Here is a 16731-nt window from a genome sequence, read left to right as displayed (position 1 = left end):
CAGTTATTTCCATCCCAGGACCAGGTCGTACAACAGGAATTCCAGAACCTTATCCGTGCCCCACAGGAAGATCGCAGTGACGACCACGAAGGCAAACACGATGCCGGTGATCTGGGTAGCTTCCCGACGGGTCGGCCAAACAACTTTCTTGGTCTCGCGCACCGACTCCTTGGCGAAGCTCAGGAAATCACGGCCGGTGGTCGAAGTCCACAAAAGCAGGACAGCAAAAACTAAACCAGCCACGAGGGCGCCGGCGGCGACCAAGGCTGGTTTGTTTTGGCCTTTCAGGTAAAAGAACCCGACAACGCCTGCAATCGTGGCAACTACCGCCAGGGCGACCTTGAACTTGTCATTCGAGGTGCTGACAGTTTGCACGGATTGATTGGACATTCTTCTTTACTTTCGGTGCTTACGCACCAGAATTCGGTGGCAGGGGCGGAGGGAATCGAACCCGCGACCTTCGGTTTTGGAGACCGACGCTCTGCCAATTGAGCTACACCCCTACGAAAACTTCTCGCTGAATCCAGCATTATACATGGTACGCGCGTACCACGCAATGCTGGTCGAGGGAGGCGTTGTTCTGCCTCCCTCTACCATCGCTGATTAGGCGATGATCTTGGCAACCACGCCGGCGCCGACGGTACGGCCGCCTTCGCGGATTGCGAAGCGCAGACCTTCTTCCATCGCGATCGGAGCGATCAGCTTGACGGTGATCGACACGTTGTCGCCTGGCATGACCATTTCTTTGTCGGCCGGCAGCACGATCGAACCGGTCACGTCAGTCGTACGGAAGTAGAACTGCGGACGGTAGTTGTTGAAGAACGGGGTGTGACGGCCGCCTTCGTCTTTCGACAGGACGTACACTTCGCCGGTGAAGTCGGTGTGCGGCTTGATCGAGCCCGGCTTGGCCAGAACCTGGCCACGCTGGACGTCTTCACGCTTGGTACCGCGCAGCAGCAGGCCGACGTTGTCGCCAGCTTGACCCTGGTCCAGCAGCTTGCGGAACATTTCCACGCCGGTGCAGGTGGTCTTGACGGTGTCAACGATACCGACGATTTCGATTTCTTCGCCGACCTTGATGATGCCGCGCTCGACACGACCGGTCACCACGGTACCGCGGCCCGAGATCGAGAACACGTCTTCCACCGGCATCAGGAAGGCGCCGTCAACGGCACGTTCCGGGGTCGGGATGTACGAATCCAGTGCTTCAGCCAGTTGCAGGATGGCGTCTTCACCCAGCGGACCAGCCTGGCCTTCCAGGGCCATACGTGCCGAACCCTTGATGATCGGCAGGTCGTCGCCCGGGAACTCGTACTTCGACAGCAGCTCGCGCACTTCCATTTCGACCAGTTCCAGCAGTTCTGCGTCGTCGACCAGGTCGCACTTGTTCAGGAACACGATGATGTACGGAACGCCAACCTGACGCGCCAGCAGGATGTGCTCGCGGGTCTGCGGCATCGGGCCGTCAGCGGCCGAGCACACCAGGATCGCGCCGTCCATCTGCGCAGCACCGGTAATCATGTTCTTGATGTAGTCGGCGTGGCCCGGGCAGTCGACGTGGGCGTAGTGACGGTTTGCGGTTTCGTATTCGACGTGCGCGGTGTTGATGGTGATGCCGCGTGCCTTCTCTTCCGGAGCCGCGTCGATCTGGTCGTAGGCCTTGGCTTCGCCGCCGAACTTCTTCGACAGAACGGTTGCGATTGCAGCCGTCAGGGTGGTTTTGCCGTGGTCAACGTGACCGATGGTGCCGACGTTGACGTGCGGCTTGGTCCGTTCGAATTTTTCCTTTGCCATTTCAGACTCCTAAGATCTAACGATTTTTTTGAGAATTACCAGGCACACCTGACGGACGAGTGCAACGCGACTGCCGTACAAAATTCTGGTGCCCTTGACGTGGATTGAACACGTGGCCTCTCCCTTACCAAGGGAGTGCTCTACCACTGAGCTACAAGGGCTTATTTTTTGCGGTTAGAAACACCGCACTAACTGGAGCGGGTGAAGGGAATCGAACCCTCGTCGTAAGCTTGGAAGGCTTCTGCTCTACCATTGAGCTACACCCGCGAGGTACAAATTCAATTCCTTCGACTCTTCTTTTTGGTGGTGGGGGCTGGATTCGAACCAGCGTACTCAGAGAGGGCAGATTTACAGTCTGCTGCCTTTAACCACTCGGCCACCCCACCGCGAAGAACCGCAGAGTATGAAGCAAGCTCAACGTAGTGTCAACTATGTTTCATCAGACTTTGTCTGGCTTCGCATAGCAGCGTTGCTTCGGGGCGTGATTGTAACGGGCGGGATGCAAAACCACAAGGGTGATTTTGCGGGAATTGCAGGGAATCGAAAAATGAGGGAATTTCGTAGGGTGGTCGGCTGCGCCGACCGCGCGTTCAGCCGGCGCAAGAACAGCCGCGCCACAGTGCATGTCGGAGTTGAACGCGCGTACGGCGGAGCCGTGCACCCTACGGTGCCAGCGCCGCCAGCACCTGCCCCTTGAGCGCCTTGATCAGGGCCGTCTCATCCGGCGGCACGCCCTCCGGCGCCGCCAGCGTGCGGTCCGCATAGAACAGCCCCAGCTGCACCTTGCCCACCACCAGCGGCAAGACGATGAAGCAGCGCGCATCCGGCAGCAGCCTGCGGTGCCACTCCGGCAGCAGGGCGCGGATCTTGGGGCTGGTGGCGTCCGAGATCATCAGGTCGGCGTCGTTCTCCATCGCCAGGTGGAACAGGTCGCGGCTGGGCGCGACCTGGAAGGCAAAGCCGGCCTGCATGCGCGCGCTGTCCTCGCCCAGCGCCAGGCGCGCCCGGTACTGGCCGCTCCTGGCGTCCTTCAGGCACACGGCCGCGAAGCGGTAGCCCAGCGCGCCGTACAGGGTCTCCAGCACCGCCAGCACCACGTCGTTGACCTTGCCGCCCGAGGCGCGCATCTGGGTCACGTCCTGCACGCCGGCCAGCAGCAGGTCGCGTGCATTCTTCGGCTTGCCGCTCGGATGCGTGCCGGCCTGCTCGTCCTCGCCGGCGTCGAGCGTGGCCAGCAGCAGCACGTTCGGCAGGCCGCCGCCCGCCTGCGCTTCGCTGCGCGGCGTGGGCTGCATGTTCATGCTCTCCAGCAGGCCGCGCATGCCGTCCTGCACCGTACTCATCAGTTCATCCATGCGGGCGCGGTCCAGGTCGAGGGCCTCGCCGTAGCGCCCCAGCAACGCCAGCGCCTCGTTCGAACCGGCCGGTTCGTGGGTCCTGGCCAGCAGGCGCGCCACGTCCAGGCCGAAGGCCGCCACCTGGCGCATCCATTCGCCGCGGTTGGCCGCCACCCGCAGGGCGGCGGGCGGCAGCGCGGCCTGGGCGCGCACGATCACGTCCGGGATCTTCCACTCGGCCAGCACCGCCTGCGACAGCGCGTCGTAGCTTGCCCCGAGAATCATTTGCGAGGCCTGCCCCACGGTATGCTTGCCGCCCGCGACCAGGGCGGCGATCTCGCGGTAGCGCTCGTGTTCGTGGCTGGCCACCAGCAGCGGGGCCAGGTTCTTGAACAGCGCGCAGATCGCCGCTTCCTCGGCGCCCTGGTAGAAGCTGTGGCGCGCCATCTCGCGCCCCACCAGGCTGGCGCACAGGGCCGCTTCCAGTTCCATGCGCACGCTGCCGGCGTGCTCCGAGCTGTCGAGCGCATCGACCAGCAGCATGGCCAGGGCCGTGGTCTTGACGTTGTCGAAGCCGAGCAGCGAGATGGCGCGCGAGATCGTCGTCACCGGGATGCCGCCCGGGGTGCGGTACTGGATGGTGTTGGACAGGCGCAGGATGCGCTGGGTAAGGGCCGGGTCCGAGACCACGTAATAGGCCAGGTCGTGGGTGCCCTGGTCCTCGCTCGAAGCCATCTCCACCACGCGGGCGATCGAGGCGCCGAGGGCGAACATCTCTTCGTCGCCGCACACCTTGTGCATCAGGGCGGCGCGCACGCGCCGGGTCGCGCCTTCCGGCGACGTCGAATCAAACATGGCTGCCATCGCGGCTCATCTTTCCTTATGCTGCTTTCCCCGCGGGGGCGGCTGCCGGCGCAGGGGCGGCCGGCCTGACCGGGCGCCCCTGCGCATTGCGTTCGTATTTCCTCAGTACCTGGTGATGCAGGGCCGACAGCGCGCCCAGCTTCGGGTTGCCTGGGTCGAGCTTGCGCACGTTGCCGATCAGGCTGACGGCCTGCTGGCCGAGCTTGTCTTCCCAGCCGTCGTGCTCGAGGCAGCGCAGGGTCGCCAGCGCGGCGTTGAAGGCCACCGCCGGGTTGTTCGGCAGCTTGGCCGCCGCTTCCAGCATCATGCCCACCGCGCCCTTGTAGTCGCCGCTGCGGGCGCGCGCCGCGCCGTCGGCCACCAGGTCGACCACGTGCTGGCGGCTTTCCTGTGCCAGCGTGCGCGCCAGGTCGGGGAAGCCCGCCCCTTCCAGCACGCTCATCGCGCGCAGCATGGCGGCGTCGCTCGAGGCATTGCGCATGACCTCGCGCACCAGGTCGGCGCCGCCTTCTTCCATGCCGTTCTCGAGGCAGGTGCGCGCCAGCTCCAGCTTCAGGTCGGACGACAATCCCGGCACGTCGGCGCAGGCCGCCAGGGCGGCCGCCAGGGAGTCGTTCAGGCGGGCTTCGTTGCCGGTGTACTCGTGCAGCAGGGCCGAGGAGATCGCGCTGCACAGCGCGGTGGCGGGACGGCCGCCCATCGAGCGGTCGAGGTCGCGGATGACCGAGGCCGCCGCCACCGGGTCGCCCTTCTTCACCAAGGTGCGCACCAGCTTGACGTGGTCTTCGGGGTCGCGGAATTCGGAATACCTGGCCTTGGCCACCACCTGCTTGAGCGCCTTTTCGGCCGCCGCCGTGTCGCCGGCCTCGAAGGCGGTCTCGCCCAGCGTGCGCAGGCGCCGCACCGCATGCGGCGACACCGCCACCGCGTCGACCAGCACGGCCTGGGACTTGTCCAGCTCGCCCACCGCCGCATGGGTGCGCGCCAGCCAGTCGTAGGCGTCGACAAAATTGCGGTTGGTATCGACCAGCTCTTGCAGCATGCCCTTGGCTTCGTCGAATTGCTTGCGCAGGAACAGGGTCTTGGCCAGGCCCAGCCGGGCCCAAGCGATCGCCTTGAGGTCGATGAGCTTGCGGTAGATCGGCTCGGCCTGGTCCGGCTCGCCCAGGAACACGTGCAGTTCGGCGCGCAGGCGCATGAAGTCGACCGCGTAGCGCGGGTGCCGGCGCTCGCCTTCGGCGCAGGCCTCGATCGCTTCGCGCTGGTCGCCCGCTTCCATCAGGGTATACACCGGCATGAAGGCGCCGCGGCGGTCGAGGGCGCGCGCGATGCGGTCGAGCAGGCGGTCGGCGGTGAAGGGTTTCAGGATGTAGTCGGTGGGCGCCAGCTCGGCGGCGCTGACCACCTTGCTGTGGTTGCCCTCGGCGGTCACCATGAAGAACATGGTTGACAGGGGCATCAGCTTGTGGTGGCGCACGTCCTCGAGCAGTTGCTGGCCATCCTGGCCGCCCTCGAGGTCGTATTCGCACAGGATCATGTCGAAGCTGCGCAGGCCAAGGTGCTTGACCGCCAGGTTGGACGAACTGGCGTGCTCGATGCGTGTCAGGCCACACATGTTGAGCATGCTGTGGATGTTGGCGCGCATGCCCGCGTGGGGCTCGATGATCAGGGCCGTGAGGCCTTCCAGTTCGTTCATGTGTCCGTAAGCCTGCGTTGGGCGTGCGGCAACGCTGCATTGGCGTTGCATCAGGGCAGTATATTACGGCTCTGGAACAAATCAGGTAAATTGGGTAAAGATGCAGCGCAACGATTGCTTATTGCGCGAAAAAACGACAGGCCTCAACCGCCCGGGGCGAAGGCCGCGGCCTGGCGCAGCGGCACGCGGCGGCCATTCAGGCACTCGGTCTTGCCGTCGCCGACGACGATGTTCTGGTAGCGCACTTCGTACTTCCCGGCGCTGAGCTTGTCGATCAGGAAAGTCGCACGCGCCTGCACGTAGGCGTGGCGCACGTTCGAACGGCGGTCGAGGTCGTAGAGCTTGACGAAGATCGGCGAGGCATTCGCGCTGTTGTCGATCATGAACTGCATCTCGCTGCCGCTGTTGCCCACCGGGTAGCCGGGCAGGTAGCCGGACTCGGCCGGCCAGGGGTCGCCGCTGGGGGCGGTCAGGGTCTGCAGGTCGGTGCCGCAGTCGGGCGCCTGCGCCGGCACCACCAGCTGGGTCACGGCGAGCGCCCGGATCTCGGGCGGCGGCGCCTTGCCGTCGCCTCCGAAACGGCGCGCCCAGCCTTCGGAGCTGGCGTCGGTGCCGAGCTCGTCGGGACGGTCACTGGGCATGCTTGCGGCCGCGCCCGCGCTCGCATCGGGCTTGCCGGCCCAGGCCAGCGCCGGCGGCAATTTGCCCTGCGGCGGCTCCATCAGGTAGACGGCGGCGGCCGCGCCGGCCAGGAAGCAGGTGGCCAGGCCCAGCCACCAACGCGGGTCGCGCATCAGGCGCGGACGCGGGCGCACCGCCGTGTCGGGCACGCGCGGCTCCCAGGCGTCGGGCCGCGGCTGGCGTCCCCCCTGCCCCGAGCCCTCTTCGGCGCCGGTGCTTTCCAGCCATTCGACTTCCCACTCTTCCGACGCGATCCATTCGTCGTGCTCCTTGCGGCGCACCGGGTCGGACAGGGTGTTGTAGGCGGTATTGACGATCGCCATGATGCGGGCGGCTTTTTCGTCGCCCGGATTCTTGTCGGGATGGTATTTCTGGCTGAGGGCCTTGTATGCCGCACGAATGACTTCCGCCGGCGCGCCGCGCGCGACCTTCAGGTTGTCATAGTGGGTATGGATCTTGGCCATAATCTTTCAGGTGCGCGGTTCCGTGGGCGCGGTTCCGTTGACGATCCGCGAACGCTCCGGGTTGTACAGCTTAGCCGGATTTGTGTCCGGAGCGCAAGATGTCAAAAATTCTACAGGCGGTGGGCGCGGTCCGCCCGCACGATAGCGTCAAGCAAGTCCACGTCCTGCCCCACCACCAGCACCTTGAACAGCTCGCCCATCTCGGCCGGCGACACCAGTTTCTGCACCGCCTTCGACTGCGGCAGGAAGCGCAGCGCATCCTGCGGGTCGGTTTCCATCAGCAGCTCGCCGATGCCGCAGCCGAGCAGGAAGGAGGCCTGGTTCATGTAGGCCAGCACCGGCAGGCCGGCTTTCTGGGATGCCAGCGCCATCGCGGTGAAGTCCACGTGGGCGGTGATGTCCTGCAGGCCGGGCAGGTAGAAGGGGTCCGGATGCGCATGGTGGCGGTAGTGGCACATCAGGGTGCCGCCCATGCGCTGGTCGAGGTAGTACTCGTGCGCCGGGAAGCCGTAGTCGAACAGGAAGGCGGCGCCGCGTCCCCCCTTCATCATGCTCGCCAGCGAGCCCATGAAGCCTTCGGCCACCGGGTGGATCTCGGTGACGTAGCCGTCCGGCAGGTGCTCGGCGTCGGGGATCTGGCGTGCCACGTGGCGCGCCAGATCCTCCGGCAGCGCCTGCTGCACGAAGGCGAAGGCGCCCTGGTCGACGGTGACCATCTGGCGCTGCCAGCGGCCGTCCTTGCGGATGACGAGTTCGACCGGCATCGCATCGAGCACCTCGTTGGCCAGCACCACCCCGCTGAAGCTGGCGGGCATGCCGTCCAGCCAGCGGACCTGCGGCAAGTCCTTCAGCGCTTCCTGCTGGCGCGCGCGCAGCTCGCCCGAGAGTTCGATGATGGTGTACGAGCGCACCTGCACGCCCATCTTCCCGAGGGCGGTGAGCACGTCGCGCGCCAGCTTGCCGGTGCCGGCGCCGAATTCGATGATGTCGGGCGCGCTTTGGGCGATAATAGCGGCTGCCGCGCGCGCCAACGCTGCCCCGAACAGGGACGAGATCTCGGGCGCGGTCGTAAAATCGCCGCTAGCCCCCAGTTTGGACGCGCCGCCGCTGTAGTACCCGAGTCTGGGTGCGTACAGCGCCAGTTCCATGAACCGTGAAAACGCCATCGCTCCGCCGAGCTGTTCGATCTCGGCGGCGATCAGTTGTTGCAGGGAGTGGGACGCGGCAAGGGCGTCGGGAGTAGGTGCGGGCAGGGACATGCCGGCATTGTAGCGAAACGGCAAACAAGCAGCATCTTTCAACCTCAGCACACATCAAGGCATGACCGAATCCGTCCACACCGCTTCGAGGGTCGCGCTCGTGACCGGCGCCGGCCGCCGCCTGGGGCGTGCGATCGCGCTCGGCCTGGCTGCCGCCGGCTGGGATGTCGCCGTGCACTACCGCCATTCCGAGCACGAGGCCATCGAGACGGCGCAAGCCATCCGGGGCCTCGGCCGGCGCGCCGCCCTGTTCCAGTGCGACCTGCTCGATGAAGCCGCGGTACGCGCCCTGCCCGGCCGGGTGGCGGCGGAACTGGGGCTGATCACCTGTGTGGTGAACAATGCATCGTTGTTCGAATACGACAGTGCCACCAGCTTTTCTCCGGCCCTGCTCGCCACTCACATGGGCGCGAACCTGACCGCGCCGCTGCTGCTGGCGCAGGCCCTGCACGCCGCCACCCCGGCAGATTCGCAGTCGGTGGTGATCAACCTGCTGGACCAGAAACTGTACAATCTCAACCCGGATTTTCTGTCGTACACGCTGTCGAAGGCGGCGCTGCACGCGGCCACCACGATGCTGGCGCAGGCGCTGGCGCCCGCGGTGCGCGTGGTCGGCGTGGCGCCGGGCATCACGATGGTGTCGGGCGAGCAGAGCGAGGAAGGCTTCGCGCGCGCGCACCGCATGACGCCGCTGGGCCGTTCCTCGACCCCGCAGGACATCGCCGATGCAGTGGTGTATGCCGCCGGGGCGCGCGCCGTGACCGGCACCACCCTGCTGGTCGACGGCGGCCAGCACCTGGCACCATTATCACGGGACGTGATGTTCCTGACTGAAAACAATCAATATTCCTAATAAGGCTTTACCATGTTATCCGCCCTGATCCACCCGAGCTTGCGCGACTGCCGCCGGCTGTTCCTGCGCAACTACGAAGTCATGATCAACATCGGCGTGCACGACTTCGAGAAGCGGGCGGAACAGCGTGTCCTGATCAACGTCGACCTGTACATCCCGCTCGAGCAGTCCACCCCGAAGGCCGACCAGCTGTCGGAAGTGGTCGACTACGATTTCATGCGCGAGACCATCGCCAGGCGCATCTCGAAAGGCCACATCCACCTGCAGGAAACACTGTGCGACGACGTGGTCAAGGCGATGTTGACGCACCCGCGGGTGCGCGCCGCGCGCGTGTCGACCATGAAGCCGGACGTCTACCCCGACTGCGAGGGCGTGGGCGTGGAAGTGTTCCAACTGAAGGAAGAAGCATGAGCGAAGCGGATCTCGATCAACTGAGCGCCGATGCCGCTAAAAAAGCGGAAAAGGTGGCGTTCGAGAACAACAAGCTGCACAAGCGCCTGTGTCGCCTGGTGGGCCAGGCGATCGGCGATTTCAACATGATCGAGGACGGCGACAAGGTGATGGTCTGCCTGTCGGGCGGCAAGGGTATGCGCACACTCTTGCCAGTGTAAAGATTGACCTATCAGATCGCTAACTACTAGGACTCAACCGGCGATCTTGCTTTACAGGATCGACAGGGCTGCATATGCTGGCTGATTTTGAGCCAGCATCGTTTGAAGACCTCCAAAACCAAACCCTCGCTGTCCGCAGGTGTCCGCGTCATCCGTGACGAGCTTGGTCAAGGCAAGAACCGTCGATCAGTCCGGCGCGCCCTCCTGGTCGACAAAGCTAGCGGACTACTCCACGAGCTCCCGACCATCTATATACTGCGCAAGTACGGGCAGAAGGCGTTACGTACGCAGATTACCGTTCTTTACGATCTTGCTTTCTACATAGAATGGGTCAAATTAAAAACCGACCGCAACGAAGCGGCGCGTGCCAAGACGCCCGGTGTCGCCGTTTGGCAAAGACCGGAGGCTCGGCTACGTGCTGGCCGCCCAGCTCTCTCAGAACGAGAAATAACTGATCTCAGTGGACGGTGCCAGTCCACCGCTCTGGATCTTGTTCGTGCTCGACAACGCGAAACCGACAATATTCGAGTCCTTGCATCAGCACGGGCGGTTGAAAGCGGCACAACCAACAGCCGCCTTGAAAATATTTCTGCCTATTTGGTTTGGCTAACCAAGGAAATGGTCGAAGGTACTCTTCTTCTTGAAGACGGGGCCATCGCGCGTAGTGTCTACCTCCAAGAATCATTACAAGAAGCTTTCACCTCGCACATGAGTGCGGAGAACAAGGCTGCGCCTTACCGCTCCTTAGATAAAGCTCACGCGACGGCGGTCAGGCAAAACCTCGCATCAACAAACTTCCTCCCGAATACTGCTGAAGGAAGAAGAGATCGCTTAATTAACCGACTCCTACTTGCTACTGGTCTTCGAGCAGGTGAACTCCTAAAACTCCAATGTGGGGACATTGATGACAACTATGTTCTTGAAGGAAGAACGGTTGGCGTCATCAAGGTCATTCGACGGCCTAACGATCCTGATGACGAAAGAGTTATAGAGCCAGCCGTGAAAACGCTCCCTGGTCCAATTATCGTCAGCAGAAGTCTAGCATCCGATTTGATCGAATATACCAGAGGCGACCGACGAGCCGCCGTTGACGCCTGTACCAGCTCTCGAGAAACACCCTACCTTTTCGTCTGCCATCAGGGGAAGCAACGCGGCAAGCCAATCTCACAGCGCAATCTGAATAGAATTGTCGCTAAGCTTAACTCCATTCCCGACACATCTGCCACCATTTCCCCACATGTCTTGAGGCATACACACTTTACCGAATTTGCAGAAACATGCGAAAAATCTGGAAAGAGCGAAAAAGACACCAAGGCAGTCTTACGAAATCGTGGCCACTGGTCCCCCAACTCAGAAACTCCAAACCACTATACCAGACGCTTCACAGAGAAACGTGAAGCAGAGCTCGTTGAAGAAAGAGATCGGCAGCTAGAGTCTAATCAAAGAAAAACATGAACTACGAAATCCATTCGGCGCGTAAAACCGTTTCAGATATCGAACTGCCGGCGAAAGTTAAAATCGTTGACACCGGAAAATTCGTCTTAGTGAATCTGGATGAAATGCTCATCACTGGTGACATTGGGAACTGGACACTACGATTGAAAAACGTTTCCGAACATCTTAGCGCAGAAACATCAACAGCACTTCATTTTGCCATCCTACACGCGCTCAACGGTAAGCGCAAAGTAAGTACCCTACAGAAATGGGTGAATGAACTCCACCTATTTATAAGGTCGGTTTATAGAAAATCCGACCCGCCTATACATGTCATCACCCTAAAAATGTTCAACCAATACGCCGCAGCAAAAGGCGCATCTCAGCAGAAACTCCTCCGCTCAGCGCTCCTGTATTGGTCAAAGAGGAAGATTCCAGGAATATCGAGCGATCTCTCCGATTATCTCACACTCTCAAAATCGCCAAAACCCAAGCATACGTCCGAGATACAGATTACTGAGCCGCACGAAAGGCCGCTGCCAATCGGAGAGGTTCGAGCAATTCTGGCCCAAGTCGACGAATTATATATTTCAGGAGTGTTCGATCCTCAAGACAATCTGCTCTGGAGATTGATTGTGTCACTGGGATTGCGACCCACACAACTTGAACTCCTGAGGACTGGTGATGTCAGGTACGAAATTGAGGAAGGGACAAAAAAGGTTCACGCCTTTCTCAATATACCAATCGTAAAACAACACGCAACGCCAGCTAGATCGTACATGATGGAATACCGGATGTCGGAAGCAGTAACTGCTGCGCTTCAACAGCATTTAGCGTTCCTTGAATTGACGCTTGGGCATCCCCCCCAGCCAACTCAACCACTTTTCTCGATAATCCAGCGAGGCTTTGGGGGTCGAGCAGCCAAAGACACGGCAATTCGAATTCCCAATAAAATCAAGATTACCAGAAGACGCATTGCAGAAGCATTGCCAACCGTTGAAGATACAGACCTTTTCACGCGCCGCTTCAAGCATACAAAACTAACACATCTAGCGGTACTTGGAGCACCTCTTCCAGTACTTGCAAGGGCTGGCTATCAGACCTCTACCATTTCCTTAAGACATTATGTCAATCTGGATGAGGAAGCGTATATGGATTACGAGGACCGCCTCGACGGCCACAACCAAGAGGTGCACAACGCCTTCAGAGGTCGTATTGTCGAGCCTACCGAAGCCACAAACCATGACCCCCACCATGCGATTTTGAGTCCGGACCTCGACGATTCCCTCGGTGACTGTGCAGGCGATCCATGTGACGTTTTCGCCCCTATAGGTTGTTACGTTTGCCCCCGCTTTGAAGCTTTCACTGATGGCGCTCATTCTTCAGTCCTTAAGTTTTTAGAAAGAAAAACGGCGGCCGCACAAAAACTTAATCTATCTGCGGAATCCACAAAACGCGACGCGCACCTGATCGCAGCCGTCAAGTTCGTAATAAGCGAAATAGAAAAGAATGCAAGTATCAGTTAGCGTATATACATTCCCCACCCCAAGCTCGTCTGACGGAGTGGAAGCGCGAATTCAAAAATTCGTTGAGTGGGCAAGTCCAGGTGGAACGGCGGGGATCAACGATTATCACTCCGAAAACTACGACCCTCACATCCCATATTTTGCCTGGTCGTCTAAAGTATTCGCACACGGCGATCAGAACACCCGCTCGTGGTTCATAAAGCAAGAGTATGCCGGAGAAGCACGATCTGCTTTCCAACGCGCCCGCAAAGGCGCCGCTCCGAAAATATTCAATCCTGATGCGTTAATTTCCTCCGAAGCATTCCTTGCTTTTGCCAAGGCTTACGTGAACGTGATCTCCTACTATAAGGCTTTGCGATCGCCTGCAAGAGCGACCGTTTATGCCATGAGTTACATTGAGAAAGCTTTGCGAGATATAAACTCTGGCGATTCATCACCTGCGAAAATAAGCAGAAAAGTATTGGATCGAGCTCTCGCAGCAGTTAGCAATTCGTCGCATCATGCAGGCAGAAAGTATGATATAGGCAAAGAGCTTGAGATGTTCGCCGGAATGCTGCAGGACGGTTACAAAAGCAAGACGTTCCGCTTCCAGGACAAGGGATTTCGCCTCATCACAGCGCCTATTAATTTTTCATCCCACATCCCTAACAAGCAGCGAAAAAGAGCCATTTCTCTCAACTCTGAAGATCTTACCCAAGCACCTCCCAGACTTACTAGCGAGCATGTTGCGGCCGTGGGATTGGCCTATCGGAAAACGATTGCTTTGTTTGGCCCGGATAGCTTGGCAAATTTCTTTGCCTCGATCGCGGGATTCAGCCTTACGACCGTATCCATGCGCATGTCTGATGCTCTGGTACTCAGCAGAGACGCAGTCTATAGGTCTGATAGTGCATCAGAACGCTGCAGGATCAGGATCAGCAGGCCGAAAGTCGGCATTCATCAGGACTTGCCGATTCCAGTAAAGTTAAGCGACTTGGCAGATGAGCTGTTCCAGCGACTACTTTCACATACAGACGGGGCTAATAAGGCATTAAAGTTCTATATAGAGAAGTTTGGATCGGATTTTGGTTCTATCAACGAGTTGTATATCCCTGAACGTCTTAAAGCCGAGTTTGACAAACCCTATCTTACAGTCCAAGAAGTCTGTGATATCTTTGAAATTTCTTTACCTTCGACGGGCTATTCCGTCTTTCCCCAGCGCTTTAGGAACCAGATCGATGTGTTAGATTTTGTGAATACTCCAGGGGACATATCCGAACTAGAGCCGCATAACAGCTCACGTCTAGAGCGTATGCTAACTATTTCCGCTGTCGAGACAGCCTGTGCGAAGCTAAACATTGAAACACGCTTTCCGATCGGGATTAGAAAAGACTGTTACATTGGAAAAGGTTGCGCCTTGCGATACGTTAAGGAGCCAAGGACAAAAGGCGTCTTATTTTCCGACCTTTTCAAAGAAGGTCAACTGGCCCACAAACGCATCAAGAGTGACGACCTCAAGGACTGGCTTTTGAAACAATTCCAATCGAGTAGCAGCTTTCCCCACTGGCCATTCATCGATAAAGACAACACCATGCGTGTAGATAATGCACTGCTTGTCTGCTTCGAACTTGAGAATGACAAGGTTGGAATCGGCGAGAATAAGGGTCGCTGGTGGATGCCTGGGCCAGTGAAGGCTGACTTAATTAATAGATGGCTTAGCGGAGATGCTTCGTCCGATGGCGAGCCACTATTGTTTCGCAAAACTGATATTAGACTACGTGACGGCACATACCCATCGCTAACATTGCACGACACGCGAAAATATCACCATACGGAAGCATTGCTAGCTGGAGCCCATGAGGTTTTTATTGACGAGCTTGCAGGAAGAAAGACCGGGACGCAATCCGACCACTACGACTTACGTAGTCCGCATGAAATTCTGGTCCAATCGATAGACACTTTCGATCCTGATGTTGATTTTGACGTAGTAGGACCTGTCGCTGACCAAGCCCGGAAAGTAAAGTTGGTAGATCGCCAAACATTTTTGTTTGAGAATGCCGCACCTAAACATGTTACGGATATTGGAGGCTGCTCAACGGATTGGTCACTCGACCCGTGCAAGCAGTATGGAGACTGTACTCGTTGCGACCAACAAATTTGGCGCAAAGGGGATAAAAAGCGTTTGCCAGAGATACAAATTCGTCGAAGCTACACCATCGAGATGATTAATAAAGCGGAAAGCAAGATCAAGTTACACGAGGATCCGCCGCGCCCTCTGTTACTACACTACCAGCAGTTTAAAGATGATCTAGCGCGTTATGATGCAATCCTGGCGGCCGAGGACAACGACGATATTGAAATCGGGACTCTAGTGACGTTTTCCGCCCCACCCCGTGCGATGAGCAGTTCCGACTTAACGTTGCGGCTGCGTGCAGAAAATTTGTCGGCAACGAAAGAGAAGGAGTAGATCGACTATGGGTATGAAAAAGATGTCTGAGAAAGACAAAAATGACATCGTCGCTGTCCTGCGACGATGGCCAAAGCACGATCGGCTAACATGGGAAAGTCTTCGCGAAGCCATTGCGAAGACCGTTGAGGCATCTCTTGACGAAGTCTGGTCACGACAATCCCTGTCAGACAACAAGGACATCTACGACGCCTTCTTAGTGGCAAAAAGAAGACTTAAGGAAGAACCAGCTGCTCCGGCTGTAATGAACGAAGCTGATGCTGCACAGGAAATTTCTGATCTGAAGTCCAAGGTAAGTGAACTACAGCTGAAGTACGATCGCTTACTGTTACGTCACACACAGTTGGTGTACAACGCCTCCCTACTTGAGGGAGGTAGTAACTTGCTTGATCCTCTGCCTGACAACACAAAAAGTCAACAAGGATGATAAGGAGTGTAGGAACTCACAGTGCAGGAACCCACGATACTCTGCAGTAGCTTCCTGTTCATTCGCACGTGTCTCTTGAGTATTTTGCAGTACTTTTGCTCATAAAATTTCGCAGTTTATAGAGCCCGCTGGCCTGAGCGAATACGGTGTTGCACCTATAGAACGGCGATGCCTTTGTAGCGGAAAACGAATATCCTAACCTGTCAGGACCGCTTGTGGTCCTAACAGGGCCAGATCAGCTCACCGAATCATTTGCCTTTAGCGGCAGTCTTCAACTCCGCGTACTCGACGGGCACCCAGGAATACCCGGTCACCTCTTTGCGCACATGGCCAAACCCGGGGAACGGATGATGGGCGGCAGCCACGAGCCATTTCCGCTGCGCGGTTTCTGCCAGAATCTTCCGGCGCGAGGCGATCGCTTCCTTCGATGTGACATCGACTTCGATCGTCACTTCCGGGTGTGGCAGCTGGACTGCATGGAAATGCACGATGTCACCCCATACCAGGAGCTTCTCCGCACCGGACTTCACGAGGTACGACGAGTGGCCCGGCGTATGTCCGTTGGAAGGAACGACGGTGATGCCCGGCACAATCGTGTCGCTGCCGGTGAACGTCTTGAATCGGCCTTGCGCGGCATACGGTGCGACAGCGGCCTGCGCCATTTTGAGGAACACATGCTGACTTTCCGGCAGACGGGATGCCGATGACTGGTTGAGCCAGAAGTCGGCATCCTTGCGATCGGCCCAGACGGTCGCATTCGGAAACGCCGGTTTGCCATCCGGCGTCGTGATGCCGCAAGCGTGATCCGGGTGCAGGTGGGTCAGCAGCACGGTATCGACGTCTGCAGGATCGTAGCCGGCCAGCTTGATGTTGTCGACCAGGCGCCCCACCGTCGGGCCGAAGCAGTCCGACGAGCCGGAGTCGATCAGGACCAGGTTATTCTTGGTATGAACGAGATAGGCGTTCACCGCGGTCTGCACCGTGGAGTCCTTTGCCTGGAATAGCTTGGCGATGTGGACCTGGATCTGCTGCTGGGTCATCCCCGACAGGGTCTTGGGATCCAGGTCGAGATAGCCGTCGTAGACTGCCGTGACGACGGCGTCACCGACCTGTTGTCGGTAAAAACCTGGGGCCTGTTCGCTTTGTACAGGTGCGGCGGCATGGGCGGCCGCGGCACCGATCAGCGAGGAAATCACCAGGTTGGAGAGCAAATTGCGCGCACGGATTCCAAAGTTCTTACTCATGGTTCTGCTTTCATAAACGATTGATCGACCGTCGTTGCATTCAGCAACAACGTTGATAGCAGTCTAAATCTGTCTCTGTATTCCAGTAAGTACAT

At 58.9% G+C, this 16731-nt stretch carries 13 protein-coding genes, 4 tRNA genes and 1 pseudogene; 7 read left to right on the top strand and 11 right to left on the bottom strand.

The annotated features are described in order from the left end of the window. Window positions 1–3 precede the first annotated feature (3 nt). The 10 genes from secE to MasN3_RS02820 all read right to left on the bottom strand — a co-directional run bounded on the left by secE (window position 4) and on the right by MasN3_RS02820 (window position 8095). Window positions 4–390, bottom strand: coding sequence for a preprotein translocase subunit SecE (secE, locus tag MasN3_RS02865; RefSeq protein ID WP_281912145.1), 387 nt, complete (start codon window positions 388–390; stop codon window positions 4–6). Between the two features lie 37 nt (window positions 391–427). Beyond that, window positions 428–503 (bottom strand) — tRNA-Trp (locus tag MasN3_RS02860). A 100-nt stretch (window positions 504–603) separates the two neighbouring features. Next, window positions 604–1794 carry an elongation factor Tu gene (gene tuf, locus MasN3_RS02855; RefSeq protein ID WP_281912143.1) on the bottom strand — a complete coding sequence of 397 codons (1191 nt, stop codon included), beginning with the start codon at window positions 1792–1794 and terminating at the stop codon, window positions 604–606. An 86-nt stretch (window positions 1795–1880) separates the two neighbouring features. Further along, window positions 1881–1955, bottom strand: a tRNA-Thr gene (locus MasN3_RS02850). A 32-nt stretch (window positions 1956–1987) separates the two neighbouring features. Further along, window positions 1988–2061 (bottom strand) — tRNA-Gly (locus MasN3_RS02845). Between the two features lie 34 nt (window positions 2062–2095). Then, window positions 2096–2180: transfer RNA gene (locus tag MasN3_RS02840), tRNA-Tyr, on the bottom strand. Window positions 2181–2456: 276 nt separating this feature from the next. Further along, window positions 2457–3995: an HDOD domain-containing protein gene (locus MasN3_RS02835; RefSeq protein WP_281912141.1), complete on the bottom strand. Its 1539-nt coding sequence runs from the start codon at window positions 3993–3995 to the stop codon at window positions 2457–2459. Window positions 3996–4011: 16 nt separating this feature from the next. Continuing rightward, on the bottom strand, window positions 4012–5691 hold the full coding sequence (locus MasN3_RS02830; protein ID WP_281912139.1) for a tetratricopeptide repeat protein: 1680 nt from the start codon (window positions 5689–5691) through the stop codon (window positions 4012–4014). Between the two features lie 143 nt (window positions 5692–5834). After that, window positions 5835–6836 (bottom strand): DnaJ domain-containing protein, encoded by a 1002-nt coding sequence (locus MasN3_RS02825; protein WP_281912138.1) that lies wholly within the window; start codon window positions 6834–6836, stop codon window positions 5835–5837. A gap of 110 nt (window positions 6837–6946) precedes the next feature. Continuing rightward, a complete protein-coding gene (locus MasN3_RS02820; RefSeq protein ID WP_281912136.1) occupies window positions 6947–8095 on the bottom strand; it encodes a class I SAM-dependent methyltransferase in 1149 nt (382 codons plus the stop codon). 61 nt (window positions 8096–8156) lie between these two features. Here MasN3_RS02820 and MasN3_RS02815 point away from each other — a divergent pair, with 61 nt between their 5' ends. The 7 genes and pseudogenes from MasN3_RS02815 to MasN3_RS02785 all read left to right on the top strand — a co-directional run bounded on the left by MasN3_RS02815 (window position 8157) and on the right by MasN3_RS02785 (window position 15392). Beyond that, window positions 8157–8948 (top strand): SDR family oxidoreductase, encoded by a 792-nt coding sequence (locus MasN3_RS02815; protein ID WP_281912134.1) that lies wholly within the window; start codon window positions 8157–8159, stop codon window positions 8946–8948. A 12-nt stretch (window positions 8949–8960) separates the two neighbouring features. Further along, complete coding sequence (locus MasN3_RS02810) at window positions 8961–9359, top strand: dihydroneopterin aldolase (protein WP_281912132.1); 399 nt, start codon at window positions 8961–8963, stop codon at window positions 9357–9359. Beyond that, window positions 9356–9556: pseudogene (locus tag MasN3_RS02805) on the top strand (tRNA 2-thiocytidine(32) synthetase TtcA); the annotation flags it as partial. The gene MasN3_RS02810 and the pseudogene MasN3_RS02805, both read left to right, overlap by 4 nt. Before the next feature lie 105 nt (window positions 9557–9661). Continuing rightward, window positions 9662–11014 (top strand): site-specific integrase, encoded by a 1353-nt coding sequence (locus MasN3_RS02800; protein WP_281912130.1) that lies wholly within the window; start codon window positions 9662–9664, stop codon window positions 11012–11014. After that, window positions 11011–12519, top strand: coding sequence for a hypothetical protein (locus MasN3_RS02795; RefSeq protein ID WP_281912129.1), 1509 nt, complete (start codon window positions 11011–11013; stop codon window positions 12517–12519). The genes MasN3_RS02800 and MasN3_RS02795 overlap by 4 nt, the downstream gene beginning before the upstream one ends. Further along, window positions 12503–14965 (top strand): hypothetical protein, encoded by a 2463-nt coding sequence (locus MasN3_RS02790; protein ID WP_281912127.1) that lies wholly within the window; start codon window positions 12503–12505, stop codon window positions 14963–14965. The genes MasN3_RS02795 and MasN3_RS02790 overlap by 17 nt, the downstream gene beginning before the upstream one ends. A 7-nt stretch (window positions 14966–14972) precedes the next feature. Continuing rightward, window positions 14973–15392 carry a hypothetical protein gene (locus MasN3_RS02785; protein ID WP_281912125.1) on the top strand — a complete coding sequence of 140 codons (420 nt, stop codon included), beginning with the start codon at window positions 14973–14975 and terminating at the stop codon, window positions 15390–15392. Between the two features lie 248 nt (window positions 15393–15640). Here MasN3_RS02785 and MasN3_RS02780 read toward each other — a convergent pair whose 3' ends face one another. Beyond that, window positions 15641–16636, bottom strand: a complete 996-nt coding sequence (locus MasN3_RS02780; RefSeq protein ID WP_281912122.1) for an MBL fold metallo-hydrolase — start codon at window positions 16634–16636, stop codon at window positions 15641–15643. Between the last annotated feature and the right edge of the window lie 95 nt (window positions 16637–16731).

Source organism: Massilia varians (assembly GCF_027923905.1).
Lineage (GTDB): Bacteria > Pseudomonadota > Gammaproteobacteria > Burkholderiales > Burkholderiaceae_D > Telluria > Telluria varians_B.
The sequence above is the reverse complement of the archived record's forward strand: the minus strand, read 5'-3'. Positions and strand labels throughout refer to the sequence as shown.